The following is a 25428-nucleotide window of genomic DNA, read 5'->3' as shown; positions in this document are numbered from 1 at the left end:
CCGGTGGACTCACCATTTGTCGCTTTTTCGCGTCCGTTCGGCGCGGTAATGACCCCTCTATGGCCATCGAAAAAAAAACCATCCGCCTGCTGATTCTCGAAGACTCGCAGAACGAAGCAGAGCGCCTAGTCAGTCTGTTCCGCAATGCAGGACATGCCACTCGCGTGCATCGCCTGACCTCCAGCGACGACCTTGCTGAAAGCCTGCAACAGACTTGGGACTTGCTGATCTGCGCCCCCAGTAGCGAGCACTTAGAACCCAGCGAGGCGATAACCGCCATTCGCCGCCAGGCCAAGGACATCCCGGTCATCCAACTGGTCGAGGAGAATGACTCCGAGATCATTACCGAAGCCCTGCTGTTCGGCGCACAAGACGCCCTGCCGCAAGGCGAGGATGAACGCCTGGTGCTGGTCGCCAAGCGCGAGCTGGCCAATCTCGAAGAGCGCCGCGCCCGTCGTGCCGCCGAAGTGGCATTACGCGAAGCCGAGAAACGCTGCCAGCTGCTACTGGAAAGCTCGGTCGACGCCATCACCTATGTCCACGACGGCATGCACATCTATGCCAACCGTGCCTATCTCGAGCTGTTCAGCTACGAGGACGGTGATGAGCTCGAAGGCATGCCGATGATCGACTTGATCGCAAGTGCCGATCACGGGGCGTTCAAGGACTTCCTGAAGAACTACCAGAGCGCTGAAGGCCACGCCGAGCTCAACTGCCAGGGCGTGCGCGCCGATGGCAGCAGCTTCGCCGCGCAAATGACCTTTTCCCCCGCCACCTATGATGGCGAGCCGTGCATTCAGGTGGTGATCCGCGCGCAAACGTCCAATGCCGAACTGGAAGAGAAACTGCGTGAGATCAGCAGCCAGGACCTAGTCACTGGCCTATTCAACCGCAACCACTTCCTCGAGCTGATGGACAACGCCGCCGAACGCGCCATCAACAGCGGCCAGCCCTCGACCCTGGCGTATATCCGGGTCGACCGCTACGCCGGCATGCAGGGCGAAATCGGCCTGGCCGGCATCGACATGCTGCTGACCGACCTGGCCGGCCTGCTGCGCGCGCATTTCCCGATGGAGACCCAGCTGGCCCGCTTCGGTGACGACGTGTTCGCCGCCCTACTGCCGCTCCAGACGCCCGAGCAGTGCCAGGCCAGTCTGGCAGCCCTGCTGAAGAAGGTCGAAGGCCACCTGTTCGACGTCAGCGGCCGCACCGTACAGACCACGCTTTCAATCGGCGTGGCGGGGCTCAGTGAGAAAACCGCCAAGGCACAGGAAGTCATCGATCGCGCGCACCGCTGCGCCGACGAGCTCAGCGACGGCAACGCCATCAAGCTGTTCAACCCGGCCGATGAGCTGGCCGCAGCCGCCAACCGCGGCAACCTGCTGGCGATGGTGCAGCAGGCACTGGAGAACAACAGCTTCCGCCTACTGTTCCAGCCAATCATCAGCCTGCGTGGCGACGCCCACGAACATTACGAAGTGCTGCTGCGCCTGCTCAGCCCACAGGGCGAAGAGGTTCCGCCGGCGCAGTTCCTCGCCGCGGCCAAGGACGCGGGCCTGGGCGAGAAAATCGACCGCTGGGTGATCCTCAACTCGATCAAGCTGCTGGCCGACCACCGCTCCAAAGGCCACAACACCCGCCTGTTCGTGCACCTGTCCAGCGCCAGCCTGCAGGATCAGACCTTGTTGCCCTGGCTAAGCGTGGCCCTCAAGGCCGCTCGCCTGCCATCGGATTCACTGGTATTCCAGTTCAGCGAGCCCGATGCCATTACCTACCTGAAACAGGCCAAGGTGCTGACCCAGGGCCTGGCTGAGCTGCACTGCAAGGTCGCTCTGAGCCAGTTCGGCTGCGCCCTGAACCCGTTCAACACGCTCAAGCACCTGCAAGTGGACTTCGTCAAAGTCGACGGTTCCTTCTCCCAGGACCTGAGCAATGCAGAGAACCAGGAAGCGCTGAAAACCCTACTCAGCAGCTTGCATGCCCAGGCCAAGCTGACCATCGTGCCCTTCGTCGAAAGTGCCAGCGTACTGGCGACGCTGTGGCAGGCCGGGGTCAACTTCATTCAGGGCTACTACCTGCAGGGCCCGAGCCAGTCGATGGACTACGACTTCTCCGCCGGCGACGAATAAATCCCGCCGACGAAAAAGCCGCCTGCTCCAGACTGTGTGAAAACCTAGCAGTCTGAGAGCAAGCTGAAGACAATGCCTCCATCAGTCGATGGGGGCATTGTCGTTTATGGGCTACATCCAGGGCGAAGGTCGTCAGCAAAGCAGCCTGTTTCCTCCCACATTGGAGGAGCTGGTGCCGGAGGATCACCTGGTACGGGTGATCGAGGCCTATGTCGCCCGCCTGGATCTGCAGGCTCTGGGTTTCAGCAAGGCCGAACCACTCAAGACTGGACGTCCTGGCTATGATCCAGCGGATCTACTCAAGCTTTATCTGTACGGTTACTTCCAGCGCATCCGCTCCTCCCGGCGCCTGGAAGCTGAGTGCCAACGCAATGTCGAGGTGATGTGGCTGCTGGGCCGATTGGCACCGGATTTCAAGACCATTGCTGATTTTCGCAAGGACAACAGCGCTGCTTTTCAGGCGACCTGCCGCACCTTCGTCCGGTTCTGTCGCCAGGTGGGGCTGATCAGCGGGCAACTCGTGGCCATCGATGGCAGCAAGTTTCAGGCGGTAGCGTCGCAACGCAAGCATCTGAGCCTGACGAAGCTCAAGCGTCAACAAGGCAAGCTGGAGGCGCAGATCGCCCGTTATCTGGCCGAACTGGACGAGGCTGACCGCAGTGAGGCCGCTGAAGTGGTTGATCGCAGTGCGGTCAAGGCTGCGCTGCAGCAGCTGGAGAGCCGACATGCCGATAACCTGACAGCCCAGGCGTTGATGGAGGTACAGGGGCTGGAGCAGTTCGTCGTGGGTGAGAGCGAGGCGCGCATGATGCGTACCCACCAGGGGGCTCGCGTGGCTTATAACGTGCAAAACGCGGTGGATGGCGAGCATGGGCTGATCGTGCATCATGCTGTCACTCAGGATGGCAGCGATAACCAACAACTGGAACCTATGGCCAAGGCTGCCCAGGCGATCCTGGCGCAGGAAGAGCTGACGGTTACAGCCGATGCCGGCTACTCCAATGGTGAGCAGTTTCAAGCGTGTGATGATGCTGGGATTACGGCCTATGTGCCGGAGAATCGGGGCATAAATAACAAGGGCGACGACACGCCGCTATTCGATCGCAGCGCCTTCAGCTACGACGCAGAAAACGACCAGTACCAATGCCCTGCAGGCCAATGGTTACCGCTCAAGCAGGTAAACGGCCTACAGCGCATTTATGCTCTACGCGGCGACTGCACGGCTTGTCCATTGAAATCACGCTGCACCAAGGCTAAACGTCGACACGTGACTCGGCATGTCCATGAGGCCGCATTCGAGCGCATGCATCAGCGGATGCAGGCGCATCCAGAGATGATGGTCAGGCGCCGATCCATCGTCGAACATCCCTTCGGCAACCTGAAGCAATGGATTTTGGGTAATGGTCGCTTCCTGCTCCGACAACTGCAGGGCGCTCGGACGGAAATGGCCCTGGCGGTCAACGCCTACAACCTGAAGCGTGCCATCAATGTGATGGGTGCCCGTCGGCTGATCGAGCTGTTGGGGTAAATCCCGCCTTCCATTTCCAAGCATCAAAAACACCAACGCCCCGAACCAGTCGGGGCGTTGGATTTTTCTGGCGTCAGTGCGTTTTCACACGCTCTGGCTCAGGCGGCTTTTTCATATCCGACGCAACACTGGGGCTTATTCCTGCCCCTCACGATCACGGAAGCCCAGCAGATAAAGAATGCCGTCCAGCCCAAGGGTGGAGATCGCCTGCTTGGCCGATTGTTTGACCAACGGCTTGGCGCGGAAAGCCACGCCGAGACCGGCCAGACCGAGCATCGGCAGGTCATTGGCGCCATCGCCGACAGCGATGGTCTGCTCCAGCTGCAAACCTTCCTTATGCGCCAACTCACGCAGCAGATCGGCCTTGCGCTGCGCATCGACGATGGGCTCGACAGCCACGCCGGTGACCTTGCCGTTCTCGATCTGCAGTTCGTTGGCGAACACGTAGTCGATGCCCAGCTTGGCCTGCAGTTGCTTGGCGAAGTAAGTGAAGCCGCCGGAGAGAATCGCAGTCTTGTAGCCCAGGCGTTTGAGTTCGGCGAACAACACCTCGGCACCCTCGGTCAGGCGCAGGGACGCGCCGATCTCCTCCAGCACGTCCTCCGACAGCCCCTGCAGCAAGCCCAGGCGCTCCTTGAAGCTGGCGCGGAAATCCAGCTCGCCGCGCATGGCGCGCTCGGTGATTTCGGCCACCTGCTCACCCACGCCGGCAGCCTTGGCCAACTCGTCGATGACCTCGGCCTCAATCAGCGTCGAGTCCATGTCGAACACGGCGAGGCGACGATTGCGACGGAACACCGAGTCGCGCTGGAAGGCGATGTCGACGTTGAGTTCCTGCGCCACGCTGAGGAACTCAGCGCGCAGGGCAACTGGATCGGCCGGCTCGCCACGCACGGAAAACTCGATGCAGCCCTTGCCCTGCTCGGCCGGCATGTCCAGCGGCATACGCCCGGAAAGACGGTCGATATGATCGATGTTCAGGCCGTACTTGGCGGTGATCGCACTGACGCGCTGCAACTGCTCGGCGCTGACCTTGCGCGTCAGCAGAGTCACGATATGGCGCGCCTTGCCCTGGCCACCAACCCACTGACGGTAGTCGTCTTCGGAAACCGGAGTGAAACGCACCTGTTGGTCGAGCTCGTAGGCAGTGAACAGCAAGTCCTTGAGCACTGACTGGGAGCGGCCGTTGTCAGGAATTTCGATAAGGATGCCGAACGACAGGGTGTCGTGGATCACCGCCTGACCGATATCGAGGATATTCACCCCGCCTTGAGCCAGCACCCCGGTGATGGCAGCGGTGAGTCCGGGGCGATCTTCGCCAGTGATATTGATCAGGACGATTTCGCGCAAGACGCACCCTCCAAGGCAAACGATTGAGGCAGGCAAGCGGCGAATTGGCCACCGACCGACTAAAAGGCGCACATTCTACCCAGTTTCCCGTCGATCCGGGCAGCCATGCGCTTTGCCCGCCCCAGACCGCTCGCTATACTGCGCGGCAACTTCAGTCGACAAGAGCCGTGCTCTGTGAACCGGCCTGCGCCCGTCAAACCCGATAACTTCTTCATCCTGATCTTCCACGCGCTGCGTCAGCGGCGGGTGCCTCTGGTGCTGCGTATTGCCAGCCACAGCGTGCTGCTGGTAGCCCTGGCAATGGTCATCTATGCCTGGGTCATGGGCATGCAGTTCAAGCAGGCCATGCAGCAGCAGGCCGATGCACTGGGTCAGGCGCTGATCACCCAGACGGCGGCGTCGTCCACCGAGCTGCTGGTGTCCAACGACATCCTCAGTCTCAACGTGCTATTGAACAACCTGGCGAAGAACCCGCTGGTTGCCCATGCGGCCATCTACAGCGTGGATAACCGCATCCTCGCCGAAGCTGGCTCGCGCCCGACGCGCAGCGTTCTGGGCGAAACCGAGGGTCTGTACACCACCCCCATCACGTTCCAGGAGGTGATGGCCGGACAGTTGCGCATCAGCCTCGATATGAGCCAGTTCCAGCAGCCGATGACCATCAGCCTGCAGAGCATGGGCATTCTCAGCCTGATCCTGCTGGCACTGACCCTGTCGCTGAGCATGCGCCTGGGCCGTTACATTTCCACGCCCTTGCTGCAAATGCGCCTGTGGCTGCGTGACCCGGACGACCCTGCACCGGGGGCGGGGCGCAACGACGAGATCGGTGATCTGGCGCGTCAACTGCAGGCGCGCCTGGTACCGGAAAAACCGGAGCCCGAACAGGAGCTGGATGACGAACAGCTGCTCGATGACAGCGAGGACTATCTGCCAGAAGAAGACGACGAGCGCTTCGACGAGCAGGAGGCGATCGAGGCCGAGCATGCGTTCGATGAAACGCACATCAGCGCTGAGGATGGCGATGACGAGCAGCTCAAGCCCTGGCCCGACGCCATAGAGCCGGATGATCCCTTTGCCGACCTGCGTGACGACTCCGAAGCGCCTGCGCCGGTCGCCAAGGCTCCGCGCCCCTCGCAAGCCAGCGCCGTGCTGGCCATTCAACTCGGTGCTCAGGAGCAGCTTCGTCGCCTACCACGCACGCGACTACTGGACCTGCTGGATCGCTATCGGGGTTGCCTGGAACAAGCTGCCGCGCTCTACCAGGGGCAACTGCATACCCTCAAGGACGGCAGCAGCCTGATGCTGTTCCATGAGCGCGAATGCGGCGAAGACTACCTGACCCACGCGATCTGCTGTGGCGAGCTGATGCGCGCCCTGGGCCATGCCCTGCAGGTCGAGGTCGCCGACAGCGGCATCACCCTGCAACTGCAGTTGGGGCTGACCTTGGGCCGTGATCTGGAAGAACTGGGCCAGGCCGACCTGCTGCTCAGCGACAGCGCCCTGGACGCCCTGGCCTTGTCGCAACACAGCCGCAACCTGCTGCTGGTCGAGCAACGCGTCGCGCAGGATGCCCTGGCCCGCCAGCGCGCCCGCATCCGCCCGATTGCCAGCCCGGAAGGGGCCAGCTGCGTGGAGCGCCTGCTCGATCCTTATCCGGCACTGCTCGAGCGGCAGTTGACGCGCATGCGCGACAGCCGAGTGTGAAAGCGGCGCAGCCCATGTAGGGCGGGTGCAACCCGCCAGAAGGCCAACGGCGGGTTACACCCGCCCTACGCGCTGGCCAATGCTCTCCGCTGCGGGGGTTTCACACCGTAGCGCTGCAGCCAGTCTTTCCAGCGAATCCGCTCGTCGCGCACCAGCCAGCCATCCTGTTCGGCAAAACTCTCCGACAGCCACAGGCCGCGGGTACCGGCAGGCCGCAACTCGCCTTTGCTCAGGGTGAACAGCTCGCCACTGGGCGCCCCCCGCTGCAGCGCCAACAGGTAAAGATCCGGGCGACGACGCTCCAGCCGCGCCACCAACCGGCCCTCCTCCAGGCATTCATCGACATGGAACAGACTCAGTTGGCGGGCATCGCGCGGCAGCTCCAGACTCATGTCATAGACCAGCTGCAAGGATGCCGTAGGAAGATGCACATAGGCACGCGGGCGCTCGAGCAGGGTCAGGTTGCCACACTGCACCGGTAGCGCTGCACCGGACAGCGGACTGAGGCGGAAGTGACTGGACTCACGATAGCGCAGCGCACCCTGATAGGGCGTGGGCAACCAGGTATCGGCAAAACGCCCGCCCAGCCAGCCATCGGCACTCTCCAGCAGGCATTCCTCGGCTACTTCCTGAACCGCGGTAAGCAACGGCAGATTCAGCTCATGCGCCGGCACGTAGCCGGAAATCAGCTTGAGGACTGTGTCACCGCGATCCGGGCGGCGCTGGCGCACCAGCAACCAGTAGTCACGACCGTGCAAGCGCAGGGTCATGCGTACCGATACGCCAAGGTTGGCCAGCTCGATGGAAAAGCGCGAACTGTCCGCCACCTCGACCGGACGGCGGCGTTCGAGCATCTGCTGGAAATTCAGCGGCTGCCCCAGGCTCTGGTATCTCAGACCATCGGGGCTAGCTTCGACGAGCAGTGGCAGGGTCTTGAAGTTACTCGGGTCCTTGCGGATCAGCGTACGCGGCATCTCGACTCCTTGTTCCGGCTGGGCGTGAATCCAGCTCGACGAGCGGCCTTCACGCGAGGATCAGGTTGAAGCGAAAACCGCTCAAGGCTGCCCCAAGCCGACCACTCAGCACAACCCAAGGCTGTAAGAGGACGTGACCGGGGACCTCAGAACCTGTTCACGATCTGCTGCGCTTCGGCGCTACTGCGTTAAAAATAAGCTGGAGCGCCAGCCCGGTCGAAATGCTCATGTACAACAGTACAGTCGCCCGCGACTCCGACCGTTCCTCGCTTGTTTTTGCGGGGCCGCCATCGGTGTTGTATCGCTCTAGCTCGCGAGATCGTGAATAGGTTCTCAGCGGATACCCTGCAAAACCGCCGCGACCGTCTCGACATTGGCCGCCAGGTGCGCGGGCGTGATGGTGCCAACGATGGCGCTGCTGACGCCCGGATGAGCGAAGATCAGTTCGAAGCTGGCACGTACAGGATCGACACCCTCGGCCAGGCAGGCATGCCCACTGGCCAACGCTTTCTTGATCAGAATGCCCTTGGCGTGACTGGCAGCGTAGTCCAACACCGGCTTCTCGCCCTGCTCACTCAGGTTATAAGTGACCATGGCGCAGTCGCCTTGCTCCAGCGCCAGCAGCCCACCCTCGACGGTCTTGCCGGAAATCCCGTAGCCGAGGATCTTGCCCTCGCGCTTGAGCGCTGCCAGCGTCTCGTACACGCCCGTTTCACGCAGTACCGCCAGATCGTTGCCATCGGAGTGCACCAACAGCAGGTCGATACGGTCGGTCTCCAAGCGTTTGAGGCTGCGCTCGACCGACAGGCGGGTATGCGCGGCGGAAAAATCGAAGTGCGACTGGCCCTGCTCGAACTCCTCACCGGTCTTGCTGACGATCACCCACTCATCGCGCTGGCCACGCAGCAGTGGACCGAGGCGTTGCTCGCTGACGCCGTAAGCCGGCGCGGTATCGATCAGATTGATGCCCAGCTCGCGAGCCTGCCGCAGCAAGGCCAGGGCCTGCATATCGTCAGGGATGGTGAAACCGTTGGGATACTTCACGCCCTGATCACGGCCGAGCTTGACCGTACCCAGGCCCAGCGGCGAAACGCGCAAGCCGGTGGAGCCCAGCGGGCGATGCAGATCGTGCAGGGTGCTCATGGTAACAGTGCCTCCCATACCGGCTGCCCCAGCGCGGGGCGCGGCAGCTCAGGCAACGGCGCATGGCCAGCCGGCTGTACCTTGTCCCGCTGCAGGGCGGCCAGTACGCGGTCGGCGAAATCCGGCGCCAGCGCCAGCTTGGTCGGCCAGCCCACCAACAGGCGCTGCTGTTCGGCGAGGAAAGCGTTGTCCGGGCGCACCAGGCCCGACTGCGCGGGCTCGGCGCGATCAACGCGCAATGTCGCCCAGCGCGTCTGGCTCTGGTCGACCCAGGGTAGCAGCGAGGCCACTTCCTTTTGCGCCGCCTGAATCTGAGCGCCTTCGTCGCGCGCAACGCCGTCAGCCTCGGCCAGATCGCCGCCCAGGTACCAGACCCACTGGCCATCGGCGGCCGGATGGGTGGTGACGGTGACCCGCGGCTTCGGCCCACCGCCGAGGCAGTGCGCGTACAGCGGCTTCAGTGCCGGCCCCTTGGCCAACACCATATGCAGCGGGCGCAACTGCTGCGCGGGCTGTTCGATGCCCAGCGCGGCGAGCAGCTCGGCATTACCGGCCCCGGCGCTGAGCACCACGCGCTGCGCGCGAATCTCGCGACCGTCGACGATCAACCCGCACAGCTCACCGTTTTCCTGCAGCGGTTCGATACGCTCGGCGGCAAGTAGGCCATCACCGGCCAGTTCGGCCAGACGTGCGATCAGACTCGGCACATCGAGCACCAGCTCGGCGAGTCGATAGACCTTGCCCTTGAACTTCGGGTGCTGCAGCGCCGGCGGTAATTGCTCACCCTTGACCTGATCGACCCGACCGCGCACCGCCTTGCTGGCAAAGAAGCTGGTGAGGTTGCCGGCCAGGGTACCGGGCGACCAGAGATAATGGGCGTCGGACAGGATGCGCACACCGGAGAGGTCCAGCTCGCCACTGCCGGCCAGCGCTTCGCGCCAGCGGCGCGGCATATCGGCGATAGCTTCGGAAGCACCGGTCAGCGCGCCATGCAGGGCATATTTGGCACCGCCATGAATGATGCCCTGCGACTTCAGGCTCTGCCCGCCGCCCAGGCTGCCGCGCTCCACCAGAACGGTGGCGAAGCCATGCTGACGCAGGCGCGCATTGAGCCAGAGGCCGGCGATACCGCCGCCGACGATCAGGACATCGGTGCTGAGAGACTGGGACATGAACGGGCCTCGGCGAAAAACAGGCGCGCAGTATAACCCGTCAACTTCCTCGCCCGCGGCCGATCAGTGCCCGGTCGATTGCGAGAACAGCTGGATCACCACCACGCCACTGACGATCAGTCCCATGCCGAGCACGGCCGGCAGATCGAGCTTCTGCTGGTAGATGAACATTGCCGCGATGCTGACCAGGACGATGCCCAACCCCGCCCAGATGGCGTAGGCAATGCCCACCGAGATGGTACGCACCACCAGAATCAGCATCCAGAAGGCGATCGCGTAACCGCCGATCACCAGCAACAGCGGCAAGGGTTTGTTGAAGCCGTCGATAGCCTTCATCGAAGTGGTGGCAATCACCTCGGCCGCGATGGCGATAGCGAGATAGAGGTATCCGGGCATGGTGGCGACTCCTGAAAGATGGCCACGATTCTAAGTTCTTCCATGATGGGATAAAGTCATTACCTATCTATGATCAAGATAGGTTGACCATGAACTGGAATCTCGATCAGCTGCAACTGTTCGTCCTGACCGCAGAGAGTCGATCCTTCTCCGCCGCAGCTCGGCACACCGGCCGCGCGCAATCGGCGGTCAGCACCGCCATCGCCCTGCTCGAGAGCGACCTCGGCGTGACCCTCTTCGAACGCAGCAGTGGGCGCCAGCCGCGCCTGACCGAAGCAGGCGTCGCGCTGCTGGAGCAGGCCCGCAGCGTGTTGCAGCAATGTGAACGACTGGACGGCCGCGCGCTCGGTCTGGCACGCGGCGAGGAGGCGCGTCTGCGCCTGGCACAGGACGAAGCCATGCCCTACCAGCCGGTGCTGGCCAGCCTGGAAGCTTTAGCAGATGCCTTTCCCTTGCTCGAAGTGCAGCTTTCCAGCGGCGCGCAGGGCGACGTGGCGCGCAAGCTGCTGCAGCGCCAGGCCGACCTGGGCCTGCTGTTTCATCATGAACAAATGCCGCGGGAACTGGAGAGCCAGCGTCTGGGCACCATCGAGATGGTCACGGTATGCAGCCCGAACCATCCGCTGGCTGCACTCGACAGCGTGGAGCGGCGTGACCTGGCCGAACATCGCCAGTTGCTGATGACCCCGCAGGACAGCCACTATCCCGGCGGCGAGCAGATCAGCCCGCTGGTGTGGCGTGCCGACAGCTTCTATGTGATGGCCGAGCTGGTGATACGCGGTGTTGGCTGGGCCTGGCTGCCGCGCCATGTGGCGCAGTACCCGACCTACCAGGGCCACCTGCAGGAACTGTGCAGCGACTGGGCGCCGCTGCCGCTGGTGGTGGAGCTCGTCACCCGGCGCGACGGCGCGCTCGGCCCGGCGGCCAACTGGCTGGCCGACTGCCTGGCGCGCGAACTGTTGCGCCCGCAGGCATGACTGCCCGCCAGGGCACCACTCTAAAAACGTAGGCGAGGCGGTCAGCACAAGGCAAAAACAAGCGAAAAAGCGCAGTTTACGAGTTGTAAATGAGCATTTGACCGGGCTGGCGTTCCAGATTGTTTTTAACGCAGTGATGACAACGCAGGTAGTTTTTAGAGGTGCCCTTCCAGCGCCTGGCTGGCAACGCTAAGCTGCGCCCCCATGAACAGACCCCTATACACCCTGCTGCTGCACCTGGCTCTGCCCCTGATTGCCCTGCGCCTGGCCCTGCGCGCGCGCAAGGCGCCGGCTTACGCACGACGTATCAACGAACGCTTCTCCCTTGGCCTGCCAACGATGCAGCCCGGCGGGATCTGGGTGCACGCGGTATCGGTCGGTGAGAGCATCGCCGCCGCGCCGATGATCCGCGCGCTGCAGTCGCACTATCCCGAGTTGCCGATCACCGTGACCTGCATGACGCCGACCGGCTCCGAGCGCATCCAGGCCATGTTCGGCAACAGCGTTCAGCACTGCTACCTGCCCTACGACTTGCCGTGGGCCGCAGCGCGCTTTCTCGAGCGCGTACAGCCGTGCCTGGCCGTGGTGATGGAAACCGAGCTATGGCCGAACCACATCCACCAATGCGCCAAGCGCGGTATCCCGGTGGCGCTGGCCAATGCGCGCCTGTCAGAGCGCTCTGCACGCGGCTATGCGCGTTTCGCCAAGCTCACTGCGCCGATGCTCGCCGAGCTGTCGCTGATCGCCGTGCAGACCCAGGCCGAGGCGCAGCGTTTTCTGACCTTGGGCGCACGCCCCGAGTGCGTGGAAGTGACCGGCTCGATCAAGTTCGACCTGAAGATCGATGCCGAGCTGCCGCAACGGGCAGCCGAACTGCGTCGTCAGTGGCAGGCCGAACAGCGCCCCGTATGGATCGCCGCCAGCACCCATGCGGGTGAAGACGAGATCGTCCTCGCCGCCCATCGCCAGTTACTGACAACGCGGCCGGATGCGCTGTTGATTCTGGTGCCACGCCACCCCGAACGCTTCAATTCGGTCCATGATCTGTGCATCAGTGAAGGACTGAAGACACGCCGCCGCTCCATGGGTGAAGCCGTGCAAGCCAGCGACCAGGTGCTGCTGGGCGACACCATGGGTGAGTTGCTGTTTCTCTATGCGCTGGCGGATATCGCCTTCGTCGGCGGCAGCCTGGTGGCCAATGGCGGGCATAACCTGCTGGAACCGGCGGCTCTGGGCAAACCGGTACTGAGCGGCCCGCACCTGTTCAACTTCCTGGAAATCGCCGCGCAGTTGCGTGACGCCGGCGCCCTGAGCGAGGTGGAAAACGCCGCGCAGTTGGCGGACAGGATTGCAACATTGCTCAATGAACCGAGCGAGATGCAAAGCATGAGTCAGGCCGGTCTGAGTGTGCTCAAGGCCAACCAGGGTGCGCTGGAGCGCTTGCTGAAGGGTTTGCAGCGTCTTCTGTAGCCGGATGCAATCCGGGGCAAGCATCACGCCGGCAACATTCCCCGGATTACATCCGGGCTACGACTGATTCAGCCCGGTTCAAACTCGGGTAGCGCACCACCCGCCATATCGGTGCGCGCAGCGCACCCTACGTGGCACATCGCCAAAATGAAAAAGCCCGACTCGCGTCGGGCTTTTGCTTTGCTGCGAACGCCTCAGAAATCCTGATTGTTCTTCAGGCGTTCCTCGGCGGCAGAGGCCAGATCCGGTGGCAGGAAGTCCTTGTCCGGGTTGTAGTCCGGCTTGAGGAAGCTACCCAGCGCTTCCAGATCGGCCGGGCTCAAGGTACCAGCTGCCTGCTTCAGGCGCAGGTTGTTGAGGATGTAGTCATAACGGGCATCGTTGTAGTTGCGCACGGCGCTGTAGAGCTGACGCTGGGCGTCGAGCACGTCGACGATGTTGCGAGTACCGACCTGGTAACCGATCTCGGTGGCTTCCAGCGCGCTCTGGTTGGAGATGATCGACTGGCGACGCGCCTGTACGGTTTCCACATCGGTGTTCACCGCGCGGAACAGGTTGCGCGTGTTCTGCACCACCTGGCGACGCAGACTTTCACGCAGCTGCTCGGTCTGGCCGAGACGCTGATAAGCCTCGCGCACCTGCGAGCTGGTCAGGCCACCGCTGTACAGCGGGATGTTCAATTGCAGACCGATGGAACGCTGCGAAACGTCGCCGCTGTAACGCGGAGACAGAGGAGAACCGGAGTTGGTGAAACCCAAGCTGTCGTTATCGCCCTGCTGATAGCTGGCCACCGCATCCAGGGTCGGCGCATGGCCGGCCTTGCGTTGACGCAGATTTTCTTCGGCAGCGTTTACCGCGTACAGGCTGGCTTGCAGGTTGAGGTTCTGCGCGGCAGCGGTATCGACCCAGGACTTGGCGTCATTGGGCGTCGGCGCCAGCACCGGCAGGGAGTGGACGATGCCTTCGACCGCCACGTAATCACGGTTGGTCAGGGTCACCAGGGCTTCGAAGGCATCATCCACCGCGCGCTCGGCGAGCAGGCGATTGGCACGGGCGGTATCGAAACCGGCCTGCGCTTCGAGCACGTCGGTCTTGTCGGACAGGCCGACATCGAAGCGCTCGTTGGCCTGATCCAGCTGACGCTTGAAGGCCGCCTCTTCGGCCCTGGTCGAGGCCAGGTTGTCCTGGGCGCGCAGCACGGCGAAGTAGGTTTCAGCACTTTGCAGGATCAGGTTCTGCTCGGTGGCGGACAGCTCCAGCGCGGCCTGCTCGCTGGTGGCCTCGGCCGCCTGCAGCTGGAACCAGCGGTCAGCGCGAAAAAGCGGCTGACTGAGGTTGGCCTGGTACACCAGGCCACTGCGCGAGATCGTCGCACTCGGCGAATCGATTTCAGTGCGCGTGTCGCCGTAATTGGCACCAGCCGACAGGTTGGGCAGCAAGCCAGCGCGTGCCTGCGGCACGACTTCACGGCGAGCCTGATAATCGGCGCGCGCGGCGGCGATATCGGCATTGTTCTGCGCCGCTTCCTGATACACGGTGACCAGGTCGGTCTTGCTCGACAGCGGGGCCTCTGCGGCCTGAACCAGGCCCACCGAAGCGGCGGCCACGGTGATTGCCAGGGAAAGTCTGCGCAACATGATGGTTGTCGATCCTTGAATAGGCGGTAATCAGCAAGGCTACGGGGCGCCGCAGGCGGGGGTCAAGCGCGCCATGGGCAGCATCAGTCTAGCTGGCGGCAAGCTATGTTGCTCGTCGGGAACAATCCATCATTCGCCACGCCAACAGTCGTTTTCCGACGCGCGGGTCGATATTTATTGACCGCCGAGTTGGTTTTCTTCCACCAGCTTGTTTAGACTGCCCGAGTTCTTGTCGGGGTGCCCCAAATGCGGGGCTGAGATTGGCAGCTGCCGGATCCCGTTGAACCTGATCAGGTTAAGGCCTGCGTAGGGAACAAGATGTCCTCGCCAGTAGATCGGCGAGTCCTCTCGGCACCGCCCATGGTGCATCTCACGCCCTTCGTCCGCTCAGGTTCCAACTCCGACATCTATCCCGGAGAGCCTTGATGAGCGCACAACAACAAAAGAACCTGAGCGAGTCTGCACAGGTCGATCAACAGTCGGTAAAGCCCTTTCCTCGTTCGCAGAAAGTCTATGTCCAGGGCTCGCGCCCGGATATTCGCGTGCCGATGCGTGAAATCAGCCTGGACGTGACGCCCACCGACTTCGGTGGTGAGATCAACGCGCCGGTCACCGTCTACGACACCTCCGGCCCCTACACCGACCCGAACGTGACCATCGACGTGCGCAAAGGCCTGGCCGACGTGCGCAGCGCCTGGATCGAGGATCGCGGTGACACCGAGAAACTGCCGGGCCTGTCCTCCGAATTCGGCCAGCGCCGCCTCAACGATGCCGAGCTGACCAAGATGCGCTTCGCCCACGTGCGCAACCCGCGCCGGGCCAAGACCGGGCATAACGTCAGCCAGATGCACTACGCCAAGAAGGGCATCATCACCCCCGAGATGGAATACGTCGCCATCCGCGAAAACATGAAGCTGACCGAAGCGCGTGAAGCCGGCCTGCTCAATGAACAGCACGCCGGCCACAGCTTCGGCGCCAGCATTCCGAAAGAAATCACTCCCGAGTTCGTGCGCAGCGAAGTCGCCCGTGGCCGCGCCATCATCCCGGCCAACATCAACCACGTGGAGCTGGAGCCGATGATCATCGGCCGCAACTTCCTGGTGAAGATCAACGGCAATATCGGCAACTCGGCGCTCGGCTCTTCGATTGAAGAAGAAGTGGCCAAGCTGACCTGGGGCATCCGCTGGGGCTCGGACACCGTGATGGACCTGTCCACCGGCAAGCACATCCACGAAACCCGCGAGTGGATCATCCGCAACTCGCCGGTACCGATCGGCACCGTGCCAATCTACCAGGCGCTGGAAAAAGTCGGCGGCATCGCCGAAGACCTGACCTGGGAGCTGTTCCGCGACACCCTGATCGAGCAGGCCGAGCAGGGCGTGGACTACTTCACCATCCACGCCGGCGTACTGCTGCGTTACGTGCCGCTGACTGCCAAGCGCGTGACCGGCATCGTCAGCCGCGGCGGCTCGATCATGGCCAAGTGGTGCCTGGCGCATCACAAGGAAAACTTCCTCTACACCCATTTCGACGACATCTGCGAAATCATGAAGGCCTACGACGTCAGCTTCTCGCTGGGCGATGGCCTGCGTCCGGGCTCGATTGCCGACGCCAACGACGAAGCGCAGTTCGGCGAACTGGAAACCCTCGGCGAGCTGACCAAGATCGCCTGGAAGCACGACGTACAGTGCATGATCGAAGGCCCCGGCCACGTGCCGATGCAACTGATCAAGGAGAACATGGACAAGCAGCTGGAATGCTGCGACGAGGCGCCTTTCTACACCCTCGGTCCGCTGACCACCGACATCGCCCCGGGTTATGACCACATCACCAGCGGCATCGGCGCGGCAATGATCGGCTGGTTCGGCTGCGCCATGCTCTGCTACGTCACGCCCAAGGAGCACCTGGGCCTGCCGAACAAAGATGACGTGAAGACCGGCATCATCACCTACAAGATCGCCGCACATGCCGCCGACCTGGCAAAAGGTCACCCGGGCGCACAGATCCGCGACAACGCGCTCTCCAAGGCGCGCTTCGAGTTCCGCTGGGAAGACCAGTTCAACCTCGGCCTCGACCCGGACACCGCGCGCGCATTCCATGATGAAACGCTGCCGAAGGATTCGGCCAAGGTGGCACACTTCTGCTCCATGTGTGGGCCGAAGTTCTGTTCGATGAAGATCACCCAGGAAGTGCGCGACTACGCCAAGGAGCAGCGCATCGACGCCGTCGACCTGGAAGCCGAACAGGGCATGCAGGCCAAGGCCAAGGAGTTCAAGGCGCAAGGCAGCCAGCTGTATCAGAAGGTGTAGCGGCGTACTTTCCGTCAGCCAGGCTTGATCGGCGAGCACTATGCTCGCTAGTGTGATGCGTAACGGGCCGCAGTTTGGCCCGTTACGACTATCTGGGGAGTTGCCATGGGCAAAGACGACATCGACATCATCGAGCGCGAAAACTGCTTTCGCGGTTTCTATCGCCTCGACCGGATCAAGCTGCGCCATCGCCAGTTCGCCGGCAACATGGGCCCGCAACTGACCCGCGAGCTGTTCGTGCGTCACGATGCCGTTTGCGTGCTGCCATACGATCCGCAGCGCGATGAAGTGGTGCTGATCGAGCAGTTTCGCGTCGGCGCCATGGACAAGAGCAGCAATCCCTGGCTGCTGGAACTGGTCGCCGGCCTGATCGACAAGGACGAAGAGCCCGAAGAGGTCGCGCGTCGCGAGGCCATCGAGGAAGCCGACCTGCCCCTGACTTCGTTGTGGCCGATCACCCAGTATTACCCCTCGCCCGGCGGCTCGGACGAGCGCGTGCATCTGTTCGTCGGTCGCTGCAGCAGTGAAGGTGCCGGCGGTGTGCATGGCCTGCCCGAGGAAGGCGAGGACATTCGTGTTCAGGTGATGCCGCTGGAAGATGCGCTGGCCGCCGTGCGCGACGGACGTATCGACAATGCTGCCAGCATCATCGCCCTGCAATGGCTGGCGCTGAATCGTGATGAAGTGCGGGGGATGTGGTCGTGAACCTGCTGCGCGAGCGCTATCGGGTCGACCTGGTCGAGCTGCAAGCGGCTTGCGAGGCCAATTACGCGCGCCTGATGCGTCTGCTGCCAGACATGCGCAAGCACACGCAAAGCCGTCGCGTAGCCCTGAGCCAGGGCGAGCACCTGCTCGGCGTGCTAGCGCTGGAAGTGCTGGAAAGCTGCCCCTATACCACCACCCTGCGCGTGCGCCAGGAATACAGCCTGCCCTGGCTACCGGTGCCACAGTTGGAGGTGCGGGTGTATCACGATGCGCGCATGGCCGAGGTGGTCGGCGCAGAGGACGCGCGGCGCCTGCATATTCGCTATCCCTACCCCAATGCGGCGATGCATCAACCGGATGAAAAGAGTCAGCTCAACCTGTTCCTTGGCGAGTGGCTGAGCCATTGCCTGGCATGCGGCCACGAACCACAGCCGGTGATGTAGCCCCCGCAATCAAGCTTTGCACTGCCCGGCCGATATTACGGGCCTGTTCTGCTTGCATGGTTTTCGTTGCCAAGGGTTAGCGCAAGCCACGTCAAAAACGCTCTCGGCGTTTTTTCTGTGATCTGCTTCCGCTTCCCGGGTTTTCCCTTTGCCGCAGCAACCACCATAATTCACTCGATAATGCCTTAGGAGATGGTCTTGCCGAGCCTGCCCGCCCCATCCACCGAATCCTCGGTCCTGCTGGTGCAGTTGTCCGACAGCCATCTGTTCGCCGAAGCGGACGGCAAGCTGCTGGGCATGGATACCTGCGACAGCCTGCAACGAGTGATCGAGCGGGTGCAGCAGGAGCAGCCGCAGATAGATCTGATCCTGGCCACGGGCGATCTTTCTCAGGACGGCAGCGTTGCGTCGTATCAGCGCTTTCGCCAACTCACCTCGGCCATTGCCGCCCCGGCTCGCTGGCTGGCCGGCAATCACGATGAAACCCCACCGATGCAGGCCGCCTGCAAAGACAGTGAGTTGCTGGAGCCGGTGATCGACCTCGGGGCTTGGCGCATTACCCTGCTCGACTCCTCGATTCCGGGCGCCGTGCCCGGTTTTCTTGCCGACAGCCAACTCGAACTGCTCGAACGCGCGCTCAGCGAAGCACCGCTGCGCCATCACCTGATCTGCCTGCATCACCACCCGGTATCCATCGGCTGCAAGTGGATGGAGCCCATAGGCTTGCGTAACGCCGATGCGTTGTTCGCCATCCTTGACCGTTACCCGCAGGCGCGGGCCGTGCTCTGGGGGCATATCCACCAGGAGTTCGACCAGATACGCGATAACCTGCGCCTGCTCGCCTCGCCCTCGACCTGCGTACAGTTCGCACCGGGCAGCGAGGAGTTTCAGGTGGGCAATGATGCCCCCGGCTATCGCTGGCTGCGTCTGCATGCCGACGGCAAGCTGGACACCGGCGTATCGCGCGTCACCGGCATTGATTTCGAAGTGGACTACAGCGTCAAGGGTTACTGACATACCCCCAATCAGCTTGAAGCTTGCAGCTTGAGGCCTCGGACGAGTAGCCTCCCGCTCCATGACCGCATCCATCCTCTATATACACGGCCTGAACAGCTCGCCAGCCTCGCACAAAGCCAGCCAACTGAGCCGCGCCATGGTCCATCTGGGCCTGGAAAACCAACTGCGCGTACCGGCCCTGCATCATCATCCACGCCAGGCCATCGCCCAGTTGCAGGCGCTGATCAGCGAACTTGGCACACCCGTGCTGGTGGGCAGCTCTCTGGGCGGCTACTACGCCACTTACCTGGCCGAGCAGCATGGGCTGAAAGCGCTGCTGATCAATCCGGCCGTGCAGCCGCACCTGCGTTTCGACGGCTATCTGGGCCCACAGAAGAATTACTACAGCGACGAGACCTGGGACCTCACCGAGGATCACGTCCACGCCCTGGCCGAACTGGAGGTGGCGCCGCCATTGGACGCCAGCCGCTACCAGGTATGGCTGCAAACCGGCGACGAGACCCTCGACTACCGCGACGCCGAGCGCTACTACCGCGGCTGCGCCCTGCGCATCCAGGCCGGTGGCGACCACGGTTTCCAGGGTTTTGCCGAACGCCTGCCGACCCTCTTCGCTTTTGCCGGTATTAACGCCACACTCTGGCGTGATACCGACTTTTCCGCATTCAATTGACGAACAAGAGACCCTATGGCCCAGCAGAACGCCTATAACGCAGACGCCATCGAAGTCCTTTCCGGCCTCGACCCGGTGCGCAAGCGCCCGGGCATGTACACCGACACCACGCGCCCCAACCACCTGGCTCAGGAAGTCATCGACAACAGCGTCGACGAAGCCCTGGCCGGGCACGCCAAGACCATCCAGGTGATCCTCCACGAGGACAACTCCCTGGAAGTGCTCGACGACGGCCGCGGCATGCCGGTGGATATCCACCCGGAAGAGGGCGTGCCCGGGGTCGAACTGATCCTCACCAAGCTGCACGCCGGCGGCAAGTTCAGCAACAAGAACTACCAGTTCTCTGGCGGCCTGCACGGCGTCGGTATCAGCGTGGTCAACGCCCTGTCGACGCGCGTGGTAGTCACCGTCAAGCGTGATGGCAACGAGTACCAGATGAGCTTCGCCGATGGCTTCAAGGCCAGCGACCTGGAAGTCATCGGCACGGTCGGCAAACGCAATACCGGCACCAGCGTGCATTTCTGGCCGGACGCCAAGTATTTCGACTCCTTCAAATTCTCGGTCAGCCGCCTCAAGCATGTGCTCAAGGCCAAGGCCGTGCTGTGCCCGGGCCTGTCGGTGACCTTCGAGGACAGGGCCGCCGGCGAGAAAGTCGAGTGGCATTACGAAGATGGCTTGCGCTCCTACCTGGTCGACGCCGTCAGCGAATTCGAACGCCTGCCCGTCGAACCCTTCTGCGGCGCCCTGGCTGGCAACAAGGAGGCGGTAGACTGGGCCCTGCTGTGGCTGCCGGAGGGCGGCGACGCGGTGCAGGAAAGCTACGTCAACCTGATCCCCACCGCGCAGGGCGGCACCCACGTCAACGGCCTGCGTCAGGGCCTGCTGGATGCCATGCGCGAGTTCTGCGAGTTCCGCAACCTGCTGCCGCGCGGCGTCAAGCTGGCACCGGAAGACGTCTGGGAGCGCATCGCCTTCGTCCTCTCAATGAAGATGCAGGACGCGCAGTTCTCTGGCCAGACCAAGGAACGCCTGTCCTCCCGCGAGGCCGCCGCGTTCGTCTCCGGCGTGGTCAAGGACGCCTTCAGTCTGTGGCTCAACGCCAACCCGGAAACCGGCCTGGCATTGGCCGAACTGGCCATCAGCAACGCCGGCCGCCGCCTCAAGGCGGGCAAGAAGGTCGAACGCAAGAAGATCACCCAGGGCCCGGCACTGCCCGGCAAGCTGGCCGACTGCGCGGGGCAGAACCCGCTGCGCTGCGAGCTGTTCCTGGTCGAGGGTGACTCCGCCGGCGGTAGCGCCAAGCAGGCGCGCGACAAAGAATTCCAGGCCATCATGCCGCTGCGCGGCAAGATCCTGAACACCTGGGAAGTGGACGGCAGCGAAGTGTTGGCCAGCCAGGAAGTGCACGATATCGCCGTCGCCATCGGCATCGATCCGGGTTCGAGCGACCTGAGTCAGCTGCGCTACGGCAAGATCTGCATCCTCGCCGACGCCGACTCCGACGGCCTGCACATCGCCACCCTGCTCTGCGCCCTGTTCGTCCGGCACTTCCGCCCACTGGTGGATGCCGGTCACGTCTACGTGGCCATGCCACCGCTGTACCGCATCGACCTGGGCAAGGAGATCTTCTACGCTCTGGACGATGCCGAGCGTGACGGCATCCTCGACCGCCTGGTGGCCGAGAAGCGCCGCGGCAAACCGCAGGTAACCCGCTTCAAGGGCCTCGGCGAGATGAACCCGCCGCAGCTGCGCGAAACCACCATGGACCCGAACACCCGGCGCCTGGTGCAGCTCACGCTGGATGATTTCGAAGGCACCCGCGAAGTGATGGACATGCTGCTGGCGAAGAAACGCGCCAGTGATCGCAAGAGCTGGCTGGAAACCAAGGGCAACCTGGCCGAGGTACTGGCCTGATGCGCAACCACCTCCTTGCACTTGGTCTGTTGGCCGGCGTCGCCAATGCCGAGCCAGTGGTGCTGGAAGAGCTGAAGCTGCAGGCGGAATACCCGGTGACGGAAATGCCCAGTGGCAATCTGTCCGGCCTGGCCATGTGTGGCGACACGATATGGGCGGTGTCCGACCGCGACGACGACCGTATCTACCAACTGCACCGAGAGGAGGGCTTGCTGCGCGCCGAGGCAGAAACCTTCGTCGCCCCTGAACCACCCGAGAACACCCTGCCCTGGGGGCTGCGCATGCGCAACTGGGCGGCTGGCCTGGTACGCGGCGGCAAGCTGGATTTCGAAGGCTTGTCGTGCGATGCGCAGGGCAACCGTTACCTGGTCAGCGAAACCCGTGCCGCCGTGTTGCAGGTCAGCAGCAACGGCAACGCACAGTGGCTCAACTTGCCCAGCGGCCTGGTACGCCAGGCGCGCGCCAGCGGCATGCTCTTGCACTTCAACCAGGGCTTCGAAGGCATCGCCATCGACCCAGCAGGCGAACGCCTGTGGCTGGCAGCGGAACAACGTCGTCGCGGCCTGACCGTGTTGCATCGGCGCGGCAGTAGCTGGCGCTGCACGGGCGGTTGCGTGCTGACCAGCGAAAGCGGTGATGAACCCTCCCCGGAAGCCCTCGGCGGCCATTTGGCCCCTCGCGACTTCTCCGGCCTGGCCTATTTCGGCGAAAAAATCTTCACTCTGGAACGCCAGGCTCATCGTATCTGCCGCCGCACCCTGAGCGACGGTATTGCGGATATCTGTTGGTCATTCGCCGCCGAGGCACTGAGCGAGCCACGCCGCTATACGCCGGACTACGGCATGGCCGAAGCGCTGTGGATCGACAAGGACGGCGCCTGGATCGGCGTCGACAATGGCAGCCAGGCCCGCGCCGATGGTGAAGAACGCCCAATCGTCTGGCGTTTTGCTGCGCCCAAGGGCGGCTGGAGCCGGCGCCCGTGAGCGAGCAGACGCCCGGCCGCCGTGCCGGACGCGTGATGTGGGTGCTCGCCTGGGGTGCAGGCCTGCTGCTGGCCACGCATTTCTTCGGCAACTGGGAAGATCGCCAGCGCAACCCGAACCAGACGCCGCAGTCGCTACATGGCGATGGTTTCGTCGAAGTCAGCCTGGCCAGCAGCCGTCAGGGGCATTACGTGGTCAACGGCCAGATCGATGGGCAGGACGTGACCTTCCTGCTCGATACCGGCGCCACGCAGGTCGCGATCCCCAGCACGGTGGCCGAGCGGCTCGGCCTGCAACGCGGTGCGCCGGTCATCATCAGCACCGCCAACGGCCGCGCCACGGGACATCGCACGCGCCTGGACAGCCTGCGCCTGGGCGATATCGAACTGCGTGACGTCGCCGCACTGATCGCCTCCGGCATGGACGGTGATGAAGTGCTGCTGGGCATGAGCGCCCTGAAACAACTCGAATTCAGTCAGAAGGGCGGCACCCTGGTGCTGCGCCAATCAACCTTGCAATGAGGCCCGCATGAGCGAATCCCTCGATTTGAGCCTGGAAGGTGTTGAACGCCGGTCACTCGCCGACTTCACCGAGCAGGCTTATCTCAACTACTCCATGTACGTGATCATGGACCGCGCCCTGCCGCACATCGGCGACGGCCTGAAACCCGTGCAGCGCCGTATCGTCTACGCCATGAGCGAGCTGGGCTTGGACGCCGACTCCAAGCACAAGAAGTCGGCGCGGACCGTCGGTGACGTGCTCGGCAAGTTCCACCCGCACGGTGACATCGCCTGCTATGAAGCCATGGTGCTGATGGCGCAGCCGTTCAGCTACCGCTACACACTGGTCGACGGCCAAGGCAACTGGGGCGCGCCGGACGATCCCAAGTCCTTCGCTGCCATGCGCTACACCGAGGCGCGCCTGTCGCGTTACTCGGAAGTGCTGCTCTCCGAGCTGGGCCAGGGCACGGTCGACTGGGTGCCGAACTTCGATGGTACGATGAACGAGCCGGCGACGCTGCCGGCACGCTTGCCCAACCTGCTGCTCAACGGCACCACCGGCATCGCTGTCGGCATGGCCACCGACGTGCCGCCGCACAACTTGCGCGAAGTCGCCGCGGCCTGCGTGCGTCTACTCGATGAGCCTAGCGCCACGATCGAGCAGCTTTGCGAGCATATCCAGGGCCCTGACTTCCCCACCGAAGCCGAAGTCATCACGCCCAAGGCCGACCTGCTGAAGATCTACGAAACCGGCCGCGGCTCGGTGCGCATGCGCGCCGTGTACAGTGTCGAGGACGGTGACATCGTCGTCACTGCCCTGCCGCATCAGGTCTCCGGGTCCAAGGTGCTGGAGCAGATAGCGGCACAGATGCAGGCCAAGAAGCTGCCGATGGTCGCTGACCTGCGCGATGAGTCGGACCACGAGAACCCGTGCCGCATCGTCATCATCCCGCGCTCCAACCGCGTCGATGCAGATGAACTGATGACTCACCTGTTCGCCACCACCGACCTGGAATCCAGCTACCGGGTCAACACCAACGTCATCGGCCTCGACGGCAAGCCGCAGGTCAAGGACCTGCGCACCCTGCTCAGCGAGTGGCTGGTGTACCGCGTCGGCACCGTGCGCCGCCGCCTGCAGTTCCGCCTGGACAAGGTGGAGAAGCGTCTGCACCTGTTGGAAGGCTTGTTGATTGCCTTCCTCAACCTCGACGAGGTGATCCGCATCATCCGCACCGAAGATTCGCCCAAGCCGGTGCTGATGGAAACCTTCGGCCTCACCGATGTGCAAGCTGACTACATCCTCGACACCCGCCTGCGCCAATTGGCTCGCCTGGAAGAAATGAAGATCCGAGGCGAGCAGGACGAGCTGGCCAAGGAACGCGAGAAGCTACTGGCTCTGCTCGGCAGCGAAGCCAAGCTGAAGAAGCTGGTACGCAAGGAGATCATCGAAGACGCCGAGAAGTACGGCGATGACCGTCGCTCGCCGATCGTCGCCCGCGCCGAAGCCAAGGCCCTGTCGGAAACCGAGCTGATGCCGACCGAACCGGTCACCGTGGTGCTCTCGGAAAAAGGCTGGGTGCGCTGCGCCAAGGGCCATGACATCGACGCCACCGGTCTGTCCTACAAGGCCGGCGATGGCTTCAAGGCCGCCGCACCGGGCCGTTCGAACCAGTACGCGGTGTTTATCGACTCGACAGGCAGAAGTTATTCGCTCGCCGCCCACAGCCTGCCGTCGGCGCGCGGCCAGGGTGAACCGCTGACCGGTCGTCTGACACCACCACCGGGGGCAACCTTCGAATGCGTGATGTTGCCGGAGGACAGTGCCCTGTATGTGATCGCCTCCGACGCCGGCTACGGCTTCGTGGTCAAGGGCGAAGACCTGCAAGCCAAGAACAAGGCCGGCAAGGCCCTGCTGACCCTGCCCAACGGCGCCAAGGTGGTTGCACCCAAGCCGGTCAACAATCTGGAAGACGACTGGCTGGCCGCCGTGACCACCGAAGGCCGCCTGCTGCTGTTCAAGGTCACCGACCTGCCGCAACTGGGCAAAGGCAAGGGCAACAAGATCATCGGCATTCCAGGCGAGCGAGTGGCCTCGCGCGAGGAGTATCTGACCGATCTGGCCGTGCTGCCCAGCGGCTCGAGTTTGGTTTTGCAGGCCGGGAAGCGTACCCTGACACTCAAAGCCGACGACCTCGAGCATTACAAGGGCGAGCGCGGCCGCCGTGGCAACAAGCTGCCGCGCGGCTTCCAGCGCGTCGACCAGCTTCTGGTGGAATAGCGTCGACAACACGCCCCGTTCTTCCGGGATATCCGCGCTACCGACAAGCAGCCAAGGCTGGAGTCGTAGCGCGGTTTGACGGATGATACGCGCCCTGGGTCATCCATGACCCCTGCATGATATGGGATC

Annotated in this window: 20 protein-coding genes and 1 riboswitch; of the genes, 14 read left to right on the top strand and 6 right to left on the bottom strand. The window is 63.2% G+C overall.

Features of this window, described 5'->3' with window-relative positions; translation table 11 throughout:
• Positions 1–59 precede the first annotated feature (59 nt).
• Positions 60–2129 carry an EAL domain-containing response regulator gene (locus AAEQ75_RS11635; RefSeq protein WP_125833566.1) on the top strand — a complete coding sequence of 690 codons (2070 nt, stop codon included), beginning with the start codon at positions 60–62 and terminating at the stop codon, positions 2127–2129.
• Between the two features lie 106 nt (positions 2130–2235).
• Positions 2236–3657, top strand: coding sequence for an IS1182 family transposase (locus AAEQ75_RS11630; protein ID WP_343352373.1), 1422 nt, complete (start codon positions 2236–2238; stop codon positions 3655–3657).
• A 135-nt stretch (positions 3658–3792) separates the two neighbouring features.
• On the opposite strand, the gene serB is transcribed toward AAEQ75_RS11630, so the two are convergent.
• The gene (serB, locus tag AAEQ75_RS11625) at positions 3793–5007 is read right to left on the bottom strand and encodes a phosphoserine phosphatase SerB (RefSeq protein ID WP_125878987.1); all 1215 of its coding nucleotides are present in this window, start codon (positions 5005–5007) and stop codon (positions 3793–3795) included.
• Positions 5008–5181: 174 nt separating this feature from the next.
• On the opposite strand from serB, the gene AAEQ75_RS11620 reads away from it, so the two are divergent.
• On the top strand, positions 5182–6711 hold the full coding sequence (locus AAEQ75_RS11620; protein ID WP_343348854.1) for an AhpA/YtjB family protein: 1530 nt from the start codon (positions 5182–5184) through the stop codon (positions 6709–6711).
• A 65-nt stretch (positions 6712–6776) separates the two neighbouring features.
• Here AAEQ75_RS11620 and AAEQ75_RS11615 read toward each other — a convergent pair whose 3' ends face one another.
• From AAEQ75_RS11615 to AAEQ75_RS11600, 4 genes are all read right to left on the bottom strand, one after another.
• A complete protein-coding gene (locus tag AAEQ75_RS11615; protein WP_343348852.1) occupies positions 6777–7685 on the bottom strand; it encodes a metal ABC transporter ATPase in 909 nt (302 codons plus the stop codon).
• A 333-nt stretch (positions 7686–8018) separates the two neighbouring features.
• The gene (locus AAEQ75_RS11610; protein ID WP_143505572.1) at positions 8019–8828 is read right to left on the bottom strand and encodes an aldo/keto reductase; all 810 of its coding nucleotides are present in this window, start codon (positions 8826–8828) and stop codon (positions 8019–8021) included.
• Positions 8825–10000, bottom strand: coding sequence for an NAD(P)/FAD-dependent oxidoreductase (locus AAEQ75_RS11605; protein WP_343348848.1), 1176 nt, complete (start codon positions 9998–10000; stop codon positions 8825–8827). The genes AAEQ75_RS11610 and AAEQ75_RS11605 overlap by 4 nt, the downstream gene beginning before the upstream one ends.
• Before the next feature lie 63 nt (positions 10001–10063).
• Positions 10064–10396 (bottom strand): DMT family transporter, encoded by a 333-nt coding sequence (locus AAEQ75_RS11600; RefSeq protein ID WP_343348846.1) that lies wholly within the window; start codon positions 10394–10396, stop codon positions 10064–10066.
• Between the two features lie 89 nt (positions 10397–10485).
• On the opposite strand from AAEQ75_RS11600, the gene AAEQ75_RS11595 reads away from it, so the two are divergent.
• Positions 10486–11373: a LysR family transcriptional regulator gene (locus AAEQ75_RS11595; protein WP_343348844.1), complete on the top strand. Its 888-nt coding sequence runs from the start codon at positions 10486–10488 to the stop codon at positions 11371–11373.
• A gap of 204 nt (positions 11374–11577) precedes the next feature.
• Positions 11578–12843, top strand: a complete 1266-nt coding sequence (waaA, locus tag AAEQ75_RS11590; protein ID WP_343348842.1) for a lipid IV(A) 3-deoxy-D-manno-octulosonic acid transferase — start codon at positions 11578–11580, stop codon at positions 12841–12843.
• A gap of 194 nt (positions 12844–13037) precedes the next feature.
• On the opposite strand, the gene AAEQ75_RS11585 is transcribed toward waaA, so the two are convergent.
• Positions 13038–14480, bottom strand: a complete 1443-nt coding sequence (locus AAEQ75_RS11585) for a TolC family outer membrane protein (protein WP_125833570.1) — start codon at positions 14478–14480, stop codon at positions 13038–13040.
• 223 nt (positions 14481–14703) lie between these two features.
• A riboswitch (TPP riboswitch) is annotated at positions 14704–14810 on the top strand.
• Between the two features lie 95 nt (positions 14811–14905).
• Here AAEQ75_RS11585 and thiC point away from each other — a divergent pair.
• The 9 genes from thiC (at position 14906) to parC (ending at position 25299) form a co-directional block, all read left to right on the top strand.
• Positions 14906–16789, top strand: a complete 1884-nt coding sequence (gene thiC / locus AAEQ75_RS11580) for a phosphomethylpyrimidine synthase ThiC (protein ID WP_343348839.1) — start codon at positions 14906–14908, stop codon at positions 16787–16789.
• Positions 16790–16894: 105 nt separating this feature from the next.
• Complete coding sequence (locus tag AAEQ75_RS11575; protein ID WP_106732496.1) at positions 16895–17494, top strand: NUDIX domain-containing protein; 600 nt, start codon at positions 16895–16897, stop codon at positions 17492–17494.
• Positions 17485–17937 carry a DUF1249 domain-containing protein gene (locus AAEQ75_RS11570; RefSeq protein WP_125878996.1) on the top strand — a complete coding sequence of 151 codons (453 nt, stop codon included), beginning with the start codon at positions 17485–17487 and terminating at the stop codon, positions 17935–17937. Before AAEQ75_RS11575 ends, AAEQ75_RS11570 begins: the two co-directional genes overlap by 10 nt.
• A 192-nt stretch (positions 17938–18129) precedes the next feature.
• Positions 18130–18951 carry a 3',5'-cyclic-AMP phosphodiesterase gene (gene cpdA, locus AAEQ75_RS11565; RefSeq protein WP_430523414.1) on the top strand — a complete coding sequence of 274 codons (822 nt, stop codon included), beginning with the start codon at positions 18130–18132 and terminating at the stop codon, positions 18949–18951.
• Between the two features lie 61 nt (positions 18952–19012).
• The gene (locus AAEQ75_RS11560; RefSeq protein WP_343348834.1) at positions 19013–19624 is read left to right on the top strand and encodes a YqiA/YcfP family alpha/beta fold hydrolase; all 612 of its coding nucleotides are present in this window, start codon (positions 19013–19015) and stop codon (positions 19622–19624) included.
• A 15-nt stretch (positions 19625–19639) separates the two neighbouring features.
• On the top strand, positions 19640–21538 hold the full coding sequence (gene parE / locus AAEQ75_RS11555) for a DNA topoisomerase IV subunit B (protein WP_343348832.1): 1899 nt from the start codon (positions 19640–19642) through the stop codon (positions 21536–21538).
• Entirely contained in the window at positions 21538–22521 is a 984-nt protein-coding gene (locus AAEQ75_RS11550) for an esterase-like activity of phytase family protein (RefSeq protein ID WP_343348830.1), read from the top strand. The genes parE and AAEQ75_RS11550 overlap by 1 nt, the downstream gene beginning before the upstream one ends.
• Before the next feature lie 35 nt (positions 22522–22556).
• Entirely contained in the window at positions 22557–23042 is a 486-nt protein-coding gene (locus AAEQ75_RS11545) for a retropepsin-like aspartic protease family protein (RefSeq protein ID WP_372237952.1), read from the top strand.
• A gap of 7 nt (positions 23043–23049) precedes the next feature.
• Complete coding sequence (parC, locus tag AAEQ75_RS11540) at positions 23050–25299, top strand: DNA topoisomerase IV subunit A (protein ID WP_256834377.1); 2250 nt, start codon at positions 23050–23052, stop codon at positions 25297–25299.
• Positions 25300–25428: the final 129 nt, after the last annotated feature.

This window comes from Pseudomonas sediminis (genome assembly GCF_039555755.1).
GTDB classification, from domain to species: Bacteria; Pseudomonadota; Gammaproteobacteria; order Pseudomonadales; family Pseudomonadaceae; genus Aquipseudomonas; species Aquipseudomonas mendocina_D.
This window is presented reverse-complemented; position numbering and strand designations above follow the sequence as displayed.